This window comes from Stenotrophomonas sp. CFBP 13718 (assembly GCF_014842145.1).
Taxonomy (GTDB): Bacteria; Pseudomonadota; Gammaproteobacteria; order Xanthomonadales; family Xanthomonadaceae; genus Stenotrophomonas.
The window spans coordinates 1-14,743 of the sequence record NZ_JACYVC010000007.1; the positions used below are offsets into that span (position 1 = coordinate 1).

9 protein-coding genes are annotated in these 14,743 nt (G+C 66.5%); 2 read left to right on the plus strand and 7 right to left on the minus strand.

Annotation, left to right across the window (positions count from 1 at the left end):
- Positions 1 to 435: 435 nt before the first annotated feature.
- The 4 genes from tsaB to mrcB all read right to left on the minus strand — a co-directional run bounded on the left by tsaB (position 436) and on the right by mrcB (position 6,628).
- Positions 436 to 1,140, minus strand: coding sequence for a tRNA (adenosine(37)-N6)-threonylcarbamoyltransferase complex dimerization subunit type 1 TsaB (gene tsaB / locus IFT58_RS12115; protein ID WP_192095201.1), 705 nt, complete (start codon positions 1,138 to 1,140; stop codon positions 436 to 438).
- A 14-nt stretch (positions 1,141 to 1,154) separates the two neighbouring features.
- Entirely contained in the window at positions 1,155 to 3,179 is a 2,025-nt protein-coding gene (locus IFT58_RS12120; RefSeq protein ID WP_192095202.1) for an ATP-dependent DNA helicase, read from the minus strand.
- A 486-nt stretch (positions 3,180 to 3,665) separates the two neighbouring features.
- Positions 3,666 to 4,193 carry a hypothetical protein gene (locus tag IFT58_RS12125; protein WP_192081036.1) on the minus strand — a complete coding sequence of 176 codons (528 nt, stop codon included), beginning with the start codon at positions 4,191 to 4,193 and terminating at the stop codon, positions 3,666 to 3,668.
- 5 nt (positions 4,194 to 4,198) lie between these two features.
- Entirely contained in the window at positions 4,199 to 6,628 is a 2,430-nt protein-coding gene (mrcB, locus tag IFT58_RS12130) for a penicillin-binding protein 1B (protein WP_192095401.1), read from the minus strand.
- Between the two features lie 94 nt (positions 6,629 to 6,722).
- On the opposite strand from mrcB, the gene IFT58_RS12135 reads away from it, so the two are divergent.
- On the plus strand, positions 6,723 to 8,822 hold the full coding sequence (locus IFT58_RS12135) for a glycosyltransferase (protein ID WP_192095204.1): 2,100 nt from the start codon (positions 6,723 to 6,725) through the stop codon (positions 8,820 to 8,822).
- 2 nt (positions 8,823 to 8,824) lie between these two features.
- Here IFT58_RS12135 and IFT58_RS12140 read toward each other — a convergent pair whose 3' ends face one another.
- Together IFT58_RS12140 and IFT58_RS12145 are read right to left on the minus strand one after the other, a co-directional pair.
- Entirely contained in the window at positions 8,825 to 10,387 is a 1,563-nt protein-coding gene (locus IFT58_RS12140) for a hypothetical protein (RefSeq protein WP_192095207.1), read from the minus strand.
- 30 nt (positions 10,388 to 10,417) lie between these two features.
- Positions 10,418 to 12,571: a RelA/SpoT family protein gene (locus tag IFT58_RS12145; protein WP_192095208.1), complete on the minus strand. Its 2,154-nt coding sequence runs from the start codon at positions 12,569 to 12,571 to the stop codon at positions 10,418 to 10,420.
- Positions 12,572 to 12,724: 153 nt separating this feature from the next.
- On the opposite strand from IFT58_RS12145, the gene IFT58_RS12150 reads away from it, so the two are divergent.
- Positions 12,725 to 13,237, plus strand: coding sequence for a hypothetical protein (locus tag IFT58_RS12150; protein WP_188324714.1), 513 nt, complete (start codon positions 12,725 to 12,727; stop codon positions 13,235 to 13,237).
- A gap of 46 nt (positions 13,238 to 13,283) precedes the next feature.
- On the opposite strand, the gene IFT58_RS12155 is transcribed toward IFT58_RS12150, so the two are convergent.
- Complete coding sequence (locus IFT58_RS12155; protein ID WP_192095210.1) at positions 13,284 to 14,255, minus strand: serine protease; 972 nt, start codon at positions 14,253 to 14,255, stop codon at positions 13,284 to 13,286.
- Positions 14,256 to 14,743 lie beyond the last annotated feature (488 nt).

Sequence of the window (14,743 nt, forward strand, 5' to 3'; positions counted from 1 at the left end):
TCCACGTCATCGCATTCGCGCTGCCGCTCCCACGCTTTGCTTCGCAAACCCTGGGCCCCGTCTCACCAGCACCCACACCCCGCCGCTTCGCGGCCGCCCCTGACTCAGGGGCTCCCTCCACCCGACGCGCCAACGGGGCCTGCGGTAGCGCCGAGCCGTGCTCGGCGGAATGTTTCCGCCAACGGCCCGCTGCGCTCGCCGACCATGGGTCGGCGCTACCGATTTTCTCTTCTTTACTACGCGGCTGGCGGCCACGGAACCTGTCAGGGGGCGGGCGGGGGGGCTGGGGCGGGGGCGTTGAGTGCCATGGATGGCGCGAAACGAGGCCTGCATGGATGCAGCTTTTGCCGTCCCCCGCCCAGCCCCACCGCCCGGCCCCAAGCAAGCAACCTGCTGTCAGAGCCAACCGCGAGGGGGTCCCACCCGTTCGCCGACCTACTTCAGCTTGGACGCACGCAGCGCCTGCTGCTCCACCAGGGTCAACGCCACGTTGTCGCGCAGGTAGGCCGGTTCCACCCGTTCCGGCGCAACCGCCTCGCCCCGTGCCAGCATCGGCAACGCCAGTGCCAGCACATCCGATGCCTGTGGCAACGCGGTTTCGTCCACGCCGCTCAGCGTACCGCCCAGCAACGTCGGCACCGCGCCATCGGCGGCCGAGAACCCGGTGCCCACGCCAAAGCAGCGCAGGCCGGCAGGCACCGACACGGCCTGCGGCGGACACACGCGCTCGGTGTCCTGCAACTGCGGCAGGCCGTCGACGCGGTGGTATCGGGCCACATACACCTCGCCCATGCGGGCGTCGATCGCGGCCAGGACGTGCTGCGCATCCGCCGGCGCACGTAGCGCCAGCGCCTGCAGCGTGGAAACCGGCAGCAGTGGCCGGTCCAGTGCGAGCGCCACGCCCTGCGCTATCGCGATCGCCAGCCGGACACCGGTGAATGCCCCCGGACCGCGCCCCAGCGCGATCGCATCCAACTGCGAACGCGCGATGCCGGCCTCCGCCAACAGCGCCTCGGCCCACGGCAGCGCCAGTTCGGCATGCCGTCGTGGTGCGATCTCGAAGCGCTGCAGCACCGCACCGTCCACATGGACGGCAACGGAACAGGCTTCGGTGGACAGTTCAAAAGCGAGCAGTTTCATCGTGGGGTCAGCGGTCAGAACAAAGAGAGGGGCGTGCCCGGGGGATCGTCAGCCTGTGCCGCCGGAGGCGTCCATTGTGGCGCAAAGAAGGCCTGCACATCGGCCAGCGCGCGGGTGCGGCGGAACGGCGGCAGCGAATCCAGGAAGACCCGACCATAGCTCCGGTTGAGCAGGCGCGGATCACACAGCACCAGTACTCCACGGTCGGTTTCACTGCGGATCAAGCGCCCCACGCCCTGCTTCAGCGCGATCACTGCCTGCGGCAGTTGTTCGTCGCGGAACGGGTTGCCGCCCTGCGTACGGATGGCCTCAAGGCGCGCCTCAAACACGGGGTCATCCGGTGCGGCGAAAGGCAGTTTGTCGATCACCACCACGCTCAGCGCATCGCCGACCACGTCCACGCCTTCGCGGAAACTGGCCGATCCCAGCAACACGCCATTGCCCGATTCGCGGAAGCGCTGCAGCAGCGTCGCGCGGGGCGCCTCCCCTTGGACGAACAAGGGCCACGGCGCACCGCGCAGCGCTTCGGCCGCTTCGCGCAGCGCACGGTGCGACGCAAACAACAGGAACGCGCGCCCGTGCGACGCCTCGAGCACCGGCCGAAGCGCAGCGATCAGGGCGGTACCGAAGCCGCGTGCCGCAGGATCAGGCAAGCCCTCGGGCAGATAGCACAGCGCTTGGCGCGGCCAGTCGAAGGGGCTGGCCTGCAGCAGCGTACGCGGATCGTCCAGCCCCAGCCGCTGGATGACATGCTCGAAGCCGCCCCCCACCGTCAACGTGGCCGAGGTGAAAATCCAGGCGGCCATAGTGCGCTCACGGTGTTCACGCAGGGGGCCGGAGACATCCATCGGCGTGCGCTGGCAGCGGAATCCACGCGGGGTCAGCTCATACCAGAGCACGTCCGCCGCAGGCGCGGACGGCGGCTCCGGCTCGGCGTCGAAGTCGAGCAGTGGCGCATCGTCGCCCAGCCACCGGGTCAGGCGGGACACCGCCTCGCGCGCACGCGCATGACACGCATCGAGGCCGGCGGATGCTTCGCGCAGCGTGTCCAGCACCTGCAGCAGCAGATGCAGGGCACTCATCACCGCATCGAATCCGTCACGCACCTGCGGCACCGCAAGCGCACGCCATTGCGTGCCACGCGGCGGCAAGCCGTCCATCGCCGTGCGCAGATCCTGCAGCGCGTGCTCCAGTGCGCCGGCCGGGCCCTGCAGCGATGCCTGCGCACCCGCCACGCTGCGTGACTCCAGCAGGCAGTCGCGCGCCAGCTCCTGCCACGGTCGCATGCCGAAGCCTTCGCCGAAGAACTGCGCGGCAAGCTCGGGCAACTGGTGCGCCTCGTCGATGACGAACGCCTCCGCTCCCGGCAGCAGTTCACCGAAGCCTTCCTGCTTGAGCGCCAGGTCAGCCAACAGCAGATGATGGTTCACCACGACGACATCGGCAGCCTGCGCCCGCTGCCGTGCCTGCACCACGAAGCAGTCGTCGTAGAACGCGCACTCCGTGCCCAGACAATTGTCGACGGTGGAGGTGACCATCGGCAGCAGCGGCGAGTCATCGGCCAAGGCTTCCAGCTCCGCCATGTCACCGTGGCGGGTACGTCCGGACCAGGCGAGCACGCGCTGGAACTCTGCCGCCTGCTGGGGTGTGGAGAACCGCGGCTCACCACGTGCCTGCTGCAGGCGGTAACGGCACAGATAATTCGAGCGGCCTTTCAGCAACGCGCTGCGATGGCCCACCCCCAGCGCCTGCCGCACGCGCGGCAGATCGCGGTGGTACAACTGGTCCTGCAGCGCGCGGGTGCCGGTGGAGATGATGGTTTTCAGGCCCGACAGCAACACCGGCACCAGATACGCATAGGTCTTGCCGGTCCCCGTGCCGGCTTCGGCCAACAACAGGTCACGCTGTTGCAGCGTCTCGGCGATCGCTTCGGTGAGGCGCAGTTGCGCCGGACGCGGCACGAACGCATCCACGTGGGAGGCGAGTGCCCCACCCTCGCTCAGCGCCTCGCGGCTGGCATGGACAAGATCAGGCTTCATCAACCTCCACAGGATACCGGCTGGCGGTTTTTTTCGCCGAGCGGCGCCCGGGTCCACGTCATCGCATTCGCGCTGCCGCTCCCACGCTTTGCTGCGCAAACCGTGGGCCCCGTCTCACCAGCACCCACACCCCGCCGCTTCGCGGCCGCCCCTGACTCAGGGGCTCCTTCCACCAGATAGGTCAATGCGGCCTGCGGTCGCGCAAAGCCGTGCTCGGCAGAATGTTCCCGCCAACGGCCCGCTGCGCTCGCCGACCACGGGTCGGCGCTACCGCTTTTCCTTTTTCTTTATTACGCGGCTGGCGGCCACGGAACCTGTCAGAGGGCCGGGCGGTGGGGCTGGGCGGGGGCGTTGAGCGCCATGGATGGCGCGAAACGAGGCACGCATGAGCGGCCCTTGCCGTCCCCCGCCCAGCCCCACCGCCCGGCCCAAGCTCAGCTCAAGCTTGAGAGCCACCCGCGAGGGGGTGCCACCCGTTCGCCAACCTCAGTAGCGCATGATGCCCGGCACGGTGCAGCGCTCGATCTGCGCGTGCGCCGATACCGCGTTTTCGCTCTCACCGCGCGCCAGCCGTGCTTGTTCAATGGTCGCCCAGTGGCGCCGACACAGCGGTCCGGTCTTCGACCCCAGCTGTATGGCCTGCTGTGCGAACTGCTCGGCCGGTGCCCATTGGCCCTGCAGCAACGCGACTTCGGCACGCTCCTGCAGCACCGCCGGATCTTCCGCCACCAATGTCAGCGCCTGGTCCAGGTGGCCAGCCGCCCCTGCCAGGTCGTTCGCCTGGCGCGCGGCCTGGGCGCTCTGGCGCAGGTCGTCCACCTGCGGATCGCGCAGCGGTTGTACGGAAAGTTCCTTGTCGTCGTGACCGGCGATCTTTTCCACGGCGGCCATGCGCTGTGCAGGGGTCGTAGTGTCCACGGGCGCAACAACCGGCGGCGGCGCGGTCACGCAGGCGGCCAGCGATGCGCACAGCGCCGCGCAGAGCAGGGAAACACGCAGGTTACGGAAGGTCATGACAGTTACCTCGGGGACGTCGTAGGAGCCGGCTGCGCGGCAGGTTGCGGAGTCGCCTCCGGCTTGGGATCCAGACCGAACCAGCTGCGCCAGCCACCGCCCTCGCCCTCGCCGCCTTCTTCCGGCAACGCCGCCGGTGGCGTGCACGGCGCATAGGCCGGTGCATAGCCCACCACGAACGGGAAGCGTCGCGCACCCGGGCAGGTTTCATCGGTGGCGCTGCTGCCGGTGGCATCAACGTACTGCCAGTCCACGCCCTTGCCACTGACCTTCAGCGGCGCCGTCGGCAGGCGCGAGAAGATGCCCGACCAGACCCGCATCGCACCGGTCGCGCCAAACAGGCCGGTCTGCTCGTTCTGGTCGTTGCCCATCCACACCACCGCCAAGTGGTCACCGGTGTAGCCGGCATACCAGCTGTCGCGACCGTCATTGGACGTGCCGGTCTTGCCCGCCGCCTGCAAACGGCCCAGGCCATCGGCATTCAAGCGCTGCGCGGTGCCGCTGGATACCACCTGCTGCAGGCCGATGCTGATCAGGTTGGCGGCAATCGAGTCACCCTCCTGTGCGGGTGCCGGGGTCTTGTCGTAACGCTTGAGCAGCTTGCCCTGCGGATCCAGCACACCACGCACCGCGTGCAGCGGTTGGATCTCGCCGCCGGAGGCCAGGAACTGGTACAGCTGCGCCATCGCGTACGGGCTCTGGTCAGTGGAGCCCAGGATCACCGATGGATTGGAGTCGGCCTTGATGCCGGCGAGCACATGGATCAACTGGGTGACGCGCTCAGGCCCCACCTGCATGCCCACGCGTACCGTCGCCTGGTTGTAGGAATGCGCCAGCGCATCGATCAGCCGCACCGTGCCATGGCTGCGGTTGTCGGCGTTGCCGGGCGACCAGTTGCGGTTGCGGCCGAGGTTCACGGTCACCGGGGAGTCATCCACCCAACTGGCCAGCGAGTACCGATCCGGCTGCGCCAATGCCAGCAGGTACACGAACGGCTTCAGCAGGGAGCCCACCGGCCGCTGCGCTTCGATGGCGCGGTTGAAACCGGGGGCAGCCACGTCGCGGCCGCCGACCACCGCCAGCACGTCGCCGTTGTGCACATCGGTCAGCACCAGCCCCGCCTGGATTTCCGGCCGACGCTTGTTTTCCAGCGACTTGACGGTGCGGGTCACAGCCCCTTCGGCATACGCCTGCGCGGACGGTGCCATGCCGCTCATCACGCTCATGCCGGCGCCCTGCAGTACCGACTCAGGGTAGTCATGCCCCAGTTGGCGGCGCACCAGATCGACGTAGGCCGGGAAACGGTTCGCGGCCACCAGGCCGGGGTTTTCCGGCACGCCGAGCGGTGCCTTGACGGCGCGCTGGTACTCGGCGTCGTCGATCAGCGTGGCCTCGTGCAGCTTGCCGAGAACGAAGTTGCGCCGGTCGAGGGCGCGTTCCGGGTTACGCCGCGGGTCGTAGAAAGACGGTCCTTTGACCAGGCCGATCAGCAGCGCGATGTGCTCGCTTTCCAGCGAGGACAGATCGCGCCCGAACCAGAACTCCGCACCCGACGACATGCCATGGATGGCCTGGCTGCCACGCTGGCCGAGATAGACCTGGTTGAGGTACGCCTCGAAGATGGTGCGCTTGTCGTAGCGCGCTTCCATGATCAGCGCGAACAGTACCTCGTTGAACTTGCGGGTGATGGTCTGCTCTTTGCCGATACCCAGCAGGCCACTGCGCGCCAGCTGTTGGGTCAACGTCGACGCACCCTGCCGACTCTGTCCGCCCGACCGCACGGTTACCCAGACGGCGCGCGCGATGCCGGACAGATCAATGCCGTGATGCCGGTTGAAGTCTTTGTCTTCCACCGCCTGCAGGCCGGTGACCAGCAGGTCGGGCGCCTCTTCCATGCGGATCAGGCGACGCTCCTCCTGCTTCTGGCCGTACAGCGTGGCAATCCGAGCGGGGTCCAGCCGGGCCGCCTTGAGCGCCTTGCGGCTGTCAGGATCGCGGAGCGAGGTGATCGTACCGCCGGAAAGACTCAGCTCGACCCGACGTGGGGCAACGCGACCGTCCACATCGTTGTAGCCGCGGCTGGAGATGGTGAAGCGCGTGCCCTGCACGGTGTAGGTGGCAGGCGCTTTGCCGTTGCCATCGTCACGGTACGCCGAGGCGGCCAGCTCCGTCTTCAGTGTCGCCGCGTCCATCGCCTTCCCCGGCAGCAACACCAGCGGACGGGCATAGACGCGCGTGGGGATCTGCCAGCGCAGCTCGCCAAAGCGTTGGGTGACCTGGTGATTCAGGTAAACCGTGTACGGGATCAGGAAGCCAAGGCCGAGGGCCACGGCGGCCATGGCCCACGTGATCACGCGGCGGCGCCAGGGCGAAGGTCCGGTCTCGTTGTCGTCGTCGAGATCGTCGATGTCGTCGGAATCGTAGCGTCGGGGCACAGGCATGCGACAATATAGGGTTGGGCGAGTCTACCGCAGCGACGCGGGAAGTGGCCGCGAACGTTTTTCGTGCTTAAGCTGGAGTTGCGCCGGAGTGACCATATCGTGGGCCCAGGCCCTTTCAACCCTGCATCGTCTGCTTGGACTGACACGACGGGCCGGCTCAAGCCTGCGTGCACGGGGATGGCGTGCTACATGGCAGCGGGTGACGGTTCACGCGAGGCCTGCGGCTGGGCCGCCCATGCGCGCTCTTTACATGCCACCGAATGCAGCATTTCAGACATTCAGTCTACCGTTCAGCACGCAGCCTGTCGTCAGCATTGTCATTCCCGTCTACAACCATATCGATCATACGCTCGCCTGCCTGCGTGCGCTGGCCGCACATCCGCCAAGAGTCGCCTGTGAAGTTCTTGTCATCGACGACGGAAGCACAGATGCCACTCCGGAGCAGCTGCCCAACGTTGCCGGCCTCCGCTATGAAAAGCGAGCTGTCAACGGAGGATTCATAGAAGCGTGCAACGACGGCGTCGGACGTTCTCGAGGGCAGTACGTTGCCCTGTTGAATAATGACACGGTGCCTCAACCAGGATGGCTGGACGCACTGCTCGATGTTTTTGAAAAGCTGCCTGACGCAGGACTTGTCTGCGCACAGTTGCTTTACCCGGACGGCCGATTGCAGGAATCTGGTGGCATCATATTCGCCGACGGTAGCGGCTGGAGTTATGGCCGATTCGAATCCGCGGATGACCCTCGTTTTGCCAGCCTGCGCGATACCGACTACGGTTCCGGCGCAGCAATGATGGTGCAGCGGGAGCTGTGGGACCGCATTGGGGGATTCGATCTTCGCTATCGGCCGGCTTACTACGAGGATACGGATCTGGCGTTCCAGGTTCGCGCGATGGGACGCCGGGTCCTGGTTCAACCGCATAGTCGCGTTATCCACGACGAAGGCACCAGCAATGGCACCGACACGCGCGCTGGCGTGAAGTCCTATCAGGTGCGCAACCAACAGCGTTTTTCGGAAAAGTGGACCACCGATCTTCAGAAACAACTTCCTGTCGGCACAGTCCCATCTCCTAAAGCCCTCCACTCCGGCCAGCGGCAGATATTGATTCTTGACGAGGACGTACCACGACCGGAGCGCGATTCTGCTTCGCTTCGCCAGTTCAATCTGATCAGATTGTTGATCGAAAATGGTGCGCACGTAGTATTCGTACCCACCAGACGGGAGCACGGCGGGCAAGCTACCGAGGCTTTACAACAAATGGGTGTTGAGGTCTGGTATGCACCCTATCTGCACAGCATCGCTGGTTGGCTACGCGTGCATGGGCCTCGCTTCGCCGTGGTCATGATGGTACGTCACCACCTTGCCAAAGAATGTCTTCCACTGCTTGAGAAGTTCGCGCCTTGTGCCCGCCGCGTGTTCGACACCGTCGATCTTCACTACCTGCGGGAACGCCGTGGCGCCCAGATCGCAGGGGATCTTGCAATGCGGCGAAACGCAGAACGCACACGTCTAAGCGAACTTCAGGTGATGCAGCGCTGCGATGTCACGCTTCTCGTCAGCGTTGCCGAAAGAGACCACCTTCAACAGGACGCACCGGGCGTCCACGTAGAGCTGATATCAAATCTGCATGAGGTGGCGGGGCCAGGGGAGCCATTTGCTCAGCGGGCTGACCTTGTATTCGTGGGAGGCTTCCGTCATCCACCGAATCTGGACGCCATGGAATGGTTTATTTCCGACGTGTTCCCAAGGATTCGCCGTGCCTTACCTACGGTTGAACTTCACTGCATTGGGGCCGGTGCACCGAACGCTCTGCTCGACCTTGCTGGCCAACAGCCGGGGGTGAGAATGCACGGGTTTGTCGAGGACATAGTGCCCTACATGGCGAGCGTGCGCATTGCTGTAGCGCCGCTAAGATTTGGCGCCGGCGTCAAGGGCAAAATCAACCTGAGCATGGCCCACGGCCAACCCGTGGTGGGGACCTCATGTGCGGTGGAGGGGATGCACCTGGTGGATGGAGTAGATGCTCTGGTCGCCGATGACGCGGAGGCATTTGCGGCTGCGGTCGTACGCCTCTATAGCGATCCGGTCCTCTGGCAGCGTCTGGCGGAAGGTGGGCTCGCGAATGTTACAGAGCACTTTTCGATGGAGGCCGCACGCGAAGGAATCCGTCGCACTTTCTTCGATTGACCTCAACGCCCTCCAGCAGCCTGCTGCACCCGTGCCTCGAAGGCCGTCAGCTCCGACAGTGAAGGCTGCAGCTGCCGTGCCTGTGCCGCGGCATGTTCGGCGAAGGCAAGGTCGCCCCGCCCCAAGCGCTCGCTGCCAACCGCGAGCCAGCGCTGGGCGAGTCGGTTCCTGGCCGTGGCAATGCCGGCCCCCCCGGGGGCCAACGCCTGCCATGCCTGCAGGCACGCCCCTGCGGCCTCCACCCGGTTCTGCATCAATGCCTGCTCGAAGCACTGCCGCCCGGCAGGCAGCAGGCGTGCGGCGGCCGCGGCCACGCGGCGATCACCCGGTGCGAGTGCCTGCGCCTCACGCAGTGCGTCGTAGGCACTGGCGCCCGGCGGAGAGATCAGACGTCCTTCGGATTCTGCCTCGGCCACCTGGGACAGCAGACGGTCCAATCTGCGTTTTCCTGCCACGGTACCGGCCCCGCTTGCCTGTGGCATGGCATGGCGGGCCGCACGAGCGCGTTCGAGGTCCTGCCGGGCGGATGCCAGCTCGCGGGGGGAGCCTCGAAGTACGGCAGCCTGGTCGATCCGCTGCAGGGCGGTGGTGAAGTCATAATCTGCAGCACGCGCGCGGCTGTCCTGCAGCAGCTCGGCAACCATCCGCTCCCGCATTGCGGCGACCAGCGCGTCGTCCGCCGCTGCCTGCAGTGCCGGCGCGAACTGCGTTACCGCCGCATCCAGGCGGCCCCGGCGCAGCGCCGTGGCGGTCGCCCGCACGCGCGTTTCCAGCGCGCGGGACAGCGCCTCCTGGCTGGCAGGCAGATCGGCATGCCCGGGGTCATACCCGCGGGCACGCCGCACCAGATCGGCGGCCTGCACCACGTCGCCCTCCCCACTCGCCTGCCTGGCCTGCAGCAGCAGGTCGCTCAGTGCATCCTCGCGCAGTTCCAGCGCTGCCAGTTCCTGAGGGCGCAGCTCAAGCACCTGCTGGACGATCGGCAACGCACTATCGGCATCCCCATCGAGTCGGTGTGCCGCCAACGCAGTGCGCGCCTGCTGCAGCAATGCGTCCAGCCCGGCCCCTGCCGCCCGCCGCTCACGCAGCTGCAAGGCGATGGCATCGCTGCGTGCCTGCGGCACCTGCAGCTGGCGTGCCAACTGCAGCGCCTCCGCCGCCGTGTCCAGCGCATTGCGCTGCAGTGCGCTGCGTGCGGCCTGCAAGGCCGCATCACCGGTACGCGCCAGTCCGGCGCGGGCGGCACCGCGATCGCTGTCCAGCGCCAGCGCCGCTTGGTAGTACTCACGCGCGCCACTCCCATCCGGCGCGCTCAGGCGGCCGGCCGCGAGGGCGTGGTCGCCCTGTTCTATCAATTGTTCGATGCGTGGCTCGGCCCAGAACCAGTCCGCCAGTGGGCGGCGGAACACCGCCAGCAGCACGAACAGCACCACGGCTCCCAGCAGTGCCCAGCGCCAGATGCGACGCGTGTGGCGTGCCTGCAACCACCACCATCGCCCCTCACGGCGCACGCGCGCCAGTGCCTCATGGGCATGCGGATTGTCGGAGCGATGAGGTCGGTGCATGCGCCAAGCGTAGCCGGTGCAGCGTGAAACCTACCCCAGCCGCCGCGCATGCATGACACCCGGCAAGGCATCCATCTTGCCGAGCAGCGCCGACAGCTGGTCGAAGTCAGTGACCTTCAGGCGTAGCCGCAGGTGCGCACGTCCACTGTCGCGGACGTTGTCACTGTGGATATCCAGCACATAGGCTTCTTCCTGCGCGATCAGGTTGGTGATGTCCTTCAACAGCCAACGCCGGTCCACCGCATCGACCACCACATCCACCTCGTAACCGCTGCCTGCACGCCCCCACTCCACCGGCAGGATGCGTTGCGGGCTGGCAGCCGACAGACGCGCCAAGGCAGCGCAGTCGGCACGGTGCACGGTGACGCCGCGGCTGCGGGTCAGGTAACCGACGATCGGCTCGCCTGCCACCGGCTGGCAGCAGCGGGCCAACTGCACCAGCAGGTTGCCTACCCCTTGCACGGTGAAGTTGCTCTTTCCCAGGCCTTCGCGTCGCGCCGTCGGGCGTGGCAACGCCGGCGGGGCAGGCGGTTGGTTGGCGGCCCGCTCGGCTTCCAGCAGGGCGCGGCTGACCTGGTTGGGACCGGTGTCGCCCAATGCCACCTGGATGTACAGGTCATCATTGCTGTCGGCGTGAAATTTTTTCAGCACGCTGGACAGATCCGCCTGACCCAGGCCCAACCGCTTCAGCTCGCGCTCGAGCAATTCGCGCCCCGCCTGCACGTTGCGCGCGCGATCGAGCTTGTGGAACCAGTTGCGCACCTTCTCGCGCGAGCGGTTGCTGGCCAGGTAGCCATTGGCCGGCAACAGCCAGTCACGGCGCGGATCGGCCTCTTTCGCCGTCAGGATCTCGACCCGGTCGCCGCTGCGCAGGCGGTAGGTCAACGGCACGATGCGCCCGTTGACCTTGGCGCCGCGGCAGCGGTGCCCGACCATCGTGTGCACGTGGTAGGCGAAGTCCAGTGGTGTGGCGCCCTGCGGCAGGTCCATGACTTCACCCTTGGGGCTCAGCGCATACACCCGGTCCTCGGTGAGTTCGGCGTCCAACGCGCCCGCCAGCTCGCCGCCCGGTGCGTCCTGGGCCTGCTCCAGCAACTGCCGCATCCAGGTGATCTTGCGGTCGAACGCTTTCTCCGCGCCCTTGCCGCCTTCCTTGTATTTCCAGTGCGCGGCGACGCCCAGCTCGGCCTGCGCATGCATGTCGTGGGTACGGATCTGTACCTCGATGGTGCGTCCTTCCGGTCCGACCACGGCCGTATGCAACGACCGGTAATCGTTGGCCTTGGGCCGCGCGATGTAGTCGTCGAACTCGCTCGGCACCGGCGCCCACAGCGCGTGCACCACGCCCAACGCGGCGTAGCAGGCGCCCACGTCCTCGACCATCACCCGCACCGCGCGGATGTCATACAGCTGATCGAAGGACAGCCGTTTCTTCTGCATTTTCCGCCAGATGCTGTAGATGTGCTTGGGTCGGCCGCTGACCTCCGCCTTGATGCCATTGGCCGCAAGATCGCGCTGCAGCAGCTTCTTGACGTTCTCGACGTAGCGCTCGCGTGCGATGCGTGTTTCATCGACTTCGCGCGCGATACGGCGATAGGTGTCCGGCTCCAGGTAGCGGAACGCCAGATCCTCGAGCTCCCACTTCAACTGCCAGATACCCAGGCGGTTGGCCAGCGGCGCATGGATGTCCCGCGTCAGCTGGGCCAGCGCGCGGCGCTGTTCTTCATCCAGCTTGTCGGCGGCGCGCATGCGCGCCAACTGGCGGGCCAGCAGCACCGGCACCACGCGCAGGTCCTGGATGATCGCCAGCAGCAGGCGACGCAGGCCCTCGCTGTTGCGCCCCGCCTCGCGACCTGCGTGCAGCGCCCATACCTGATCGGCCGCATCGAGGCCATCCAGCAGACCGTGCACGGCCGCGGGGTGGGACAACGGCAGCGCCGCGATACCCGCCCGCAGGCCCGGCAGATCGAACAGCAGCGCAGCCACCAGCGCGCTCTCATCTGCCGAGAGCAGGGCCAGCGCGTCGAAGGTGTCGCCCAGCAAGGACCAGCTGGCCGCGCCCTCACCGTGTGCGTCCGTCGTGCTCGATTGCGCCAACAAGGCCTCGCGCAGGGACGCGGGGACCACGGCGGCGGAAGGGCGGTTCAACAAGGCATCCAGCCCGGGTACGGAAGCACGGTTCACTACGATGACGATCACGATTGAGACAAGTACGACCTACACTAGCGCCGCACCCGTTCAGGGACAATGACCCCGTACGTGACGGTGCCGCATCTGCTGATGCCGCATCTGGATGACCGCCTGCCCTACAATCCAGCCATCCAACGGAGAAGCCGCATGTCCTTGCCATCCCCCCGCCTGCTCGTCTGTACGCTCGCCCTGCTGGCCGTATCGTCCACCGCGCTGGCACAACGCGTGGTTGAAGGCGACCTGCAGAACCAGATGAGCGCCACCGAGTTCAAGGCGGCCGGCCTGGACAAATTGAGCCGCGATGAACTGGGCGCACTCAACCGCTGGCTGCAGGGCAAGGTCGAAGCCGCGTCCGCAGCGGCGGTGGAAGTGGCACGCGAAGAGGGCCGCAAGGAGGTCGTGGAGAAGAACCGCGGCTTCTTCGACTTTGGCAGCCGCGAGCCGATCGTCAGCGTGCTGCCGGGCGAGTTCCGCGGATTCGCCCAAGGGCGCGTCTACGTGCTCGCCAACGGGCAGAGCTGGGAGCAGACCGACGGCGCCACGCTGGCCGGTGTGCGTCGCCAGGATGCTGAGGTGTCCATCGCCCCGTCCGTGAGCGGCGCCTGGTTCCTGCAGATCCCGGGCGTCAACACCCGCGCCAAGGTGAAGCGGGTCAAGTAACCGCGGTCAGGCTGCCGATACGGTCGGCAGCCTGTTGCGCACGGTGTTACTGGCCGCTGTACTGCGAGACGAACTCGTAGATCTCCGGTGCCGACAATTTCGCATAGACACCCGGCTTTCCGGCTTTTCCACAGCCCTCGCCCCAGCTCACCACGCCCACCTGCACGGCCATGGAGGTTCCCGGGATCTCGGTGAACAACGGTCCGCCGGAGTCGCCTTGGCAGGAATCGAGACCACGCACGCCAGCACACATCATCGAGCCTGGCAGGAAGCGGAACTCAGGATCGGGATTACTCATCGGATAGGCGAAACTGCATTCCCATGACGCTGCAACCGGCACCCGTACCGACTGCAACACCGAGGGAGCACTGGCGCCAGCGTCCGAGAACGTGTTGCCCCAACCCGCAACCGTCAGCAGGCTTCCCGGCCGTTCAAGCACATCCGAGCCGGGCGACGGCAGCATCAGCGGTTGCACGCTGGTCACCGGCTTGTCCAGCAGGATTACCGCCACATCGAAGGCCAAGGTTCCACCCTCGCGGTAGCGCGGGTGCAGAATGATCTGATACTCGCCATTGCTGGAGTCATAACGGGGACGCCGCTCCTCACCCAGATGGCGTTGGCGCTGGTCGACGCGGTTGAACACCAGCCTCAGCGGGTCAGCCGACTCCTTACCCTCCTTTCCCACCATGTCTTCCACGCAATGCGCCGCAGTGAGCACCACCGACGGCGATATCAGGCTGGCACCGCAGTCGTGGATCAGTGCGGCAGTGCTGCCCCGTAGCTGTGACGCCAGCTCGACCACATAGGGATAACGGCCTTGCGGAACCTCGGACCCTCCGATGATGAGGGGCTTGACCCGTTGCTGCTGCGGCGAGGCCGCGCTGCTGGCCGGGGCAGCGGCATAGGCCTGTAGCGGGCCGAGCGCCAGTACACCCAAGATAACGGCACGAGCGATCAGGTTCCCACCCACGCCCTGCCTGGAACTGGGCGCCATGAAGATACGGTTCTGCTTGATCATCTAAAGACCTCGATGTCCGTCGGAACAGCTCCGACTTGGCAAGCATCTTTCTCTGACTCGCCTGTAAGACACGTACCAGCAGACACCCTAGGCAGAACCAATCGAACCGCGAATCAGGATAGGGTCTGATCATCAGTGAGGTGCGCCATTCGCGTGCGCTCATCGCCAGAAAGCTGTCCCCACTCCGTCATGACGGGCTTGGACGCGTGACCTGCTGTGCCTTCCCGCCTGCTCACGGCTGGGACGTCCGTGCCGCCTTCTTCGCTGTGTGCCACTGCTTCGGTCTGCCTGCGCACGACCGCAACCACGCCGAACGCGATCCCGACCGCCGAGGGCGGGTCCACCGACCCGCCCTGGTTCGACGCGCGGCCTTGGCGCAGTTCCGATGAAGCGGCTGACGAATTCAAAGATTTCCGGATGCGGCAGCGCGGTGTAAACGCCGAGGCTGCCCGACCACCGGTCATGTCGTGCCGCCCCCTCGCCCCCGC

Coding starts and splice junctions, on each gene's coding strand:
- IFT58_RS12150 (WP_188324714.1), top strand. CDS start 12,725: ATGTCCTTGCCATCCCCCCGCCTGCTCGTCTGTACGCTCGCCCTGCTG.
- IFT58_RS12140 (WP_192095207.1), bottom strand. CDS start 10,387: ATGCACCGACCTCATCGCTCCGACAATCCGCATGCCCATGAGGCACTG.
- IFT58_RS12125 (WP_192081036.1), bottom strand. CDS start 4,193: ATGACCTTCCGTAACCTGCGTGTTTCCCTGCTCTGCGCGGCGCTGTGC.
- IFT58_RS12155 (WP_192095210.1), bottom strand. CDS start 14,255: ATGATCAAGCAGAACCGTATCTTCATGGCGCCCAGTTCCAGGCAGGGC.
- IFT58_RS12120 (WP_192095202.1), bottom strand. CDS start 3,179: ATGAAGCCTGATCTTGTCCATGCCAGCCGCGAGGCGCTGAGCGAGGGT.
- tsaB (WP_192095201.1), bottom strand. CDS start 1,140: ATGAAACTGCTCGCTTTTGAACTGTCCACCGAAGCCTGTTCCGTTGCC.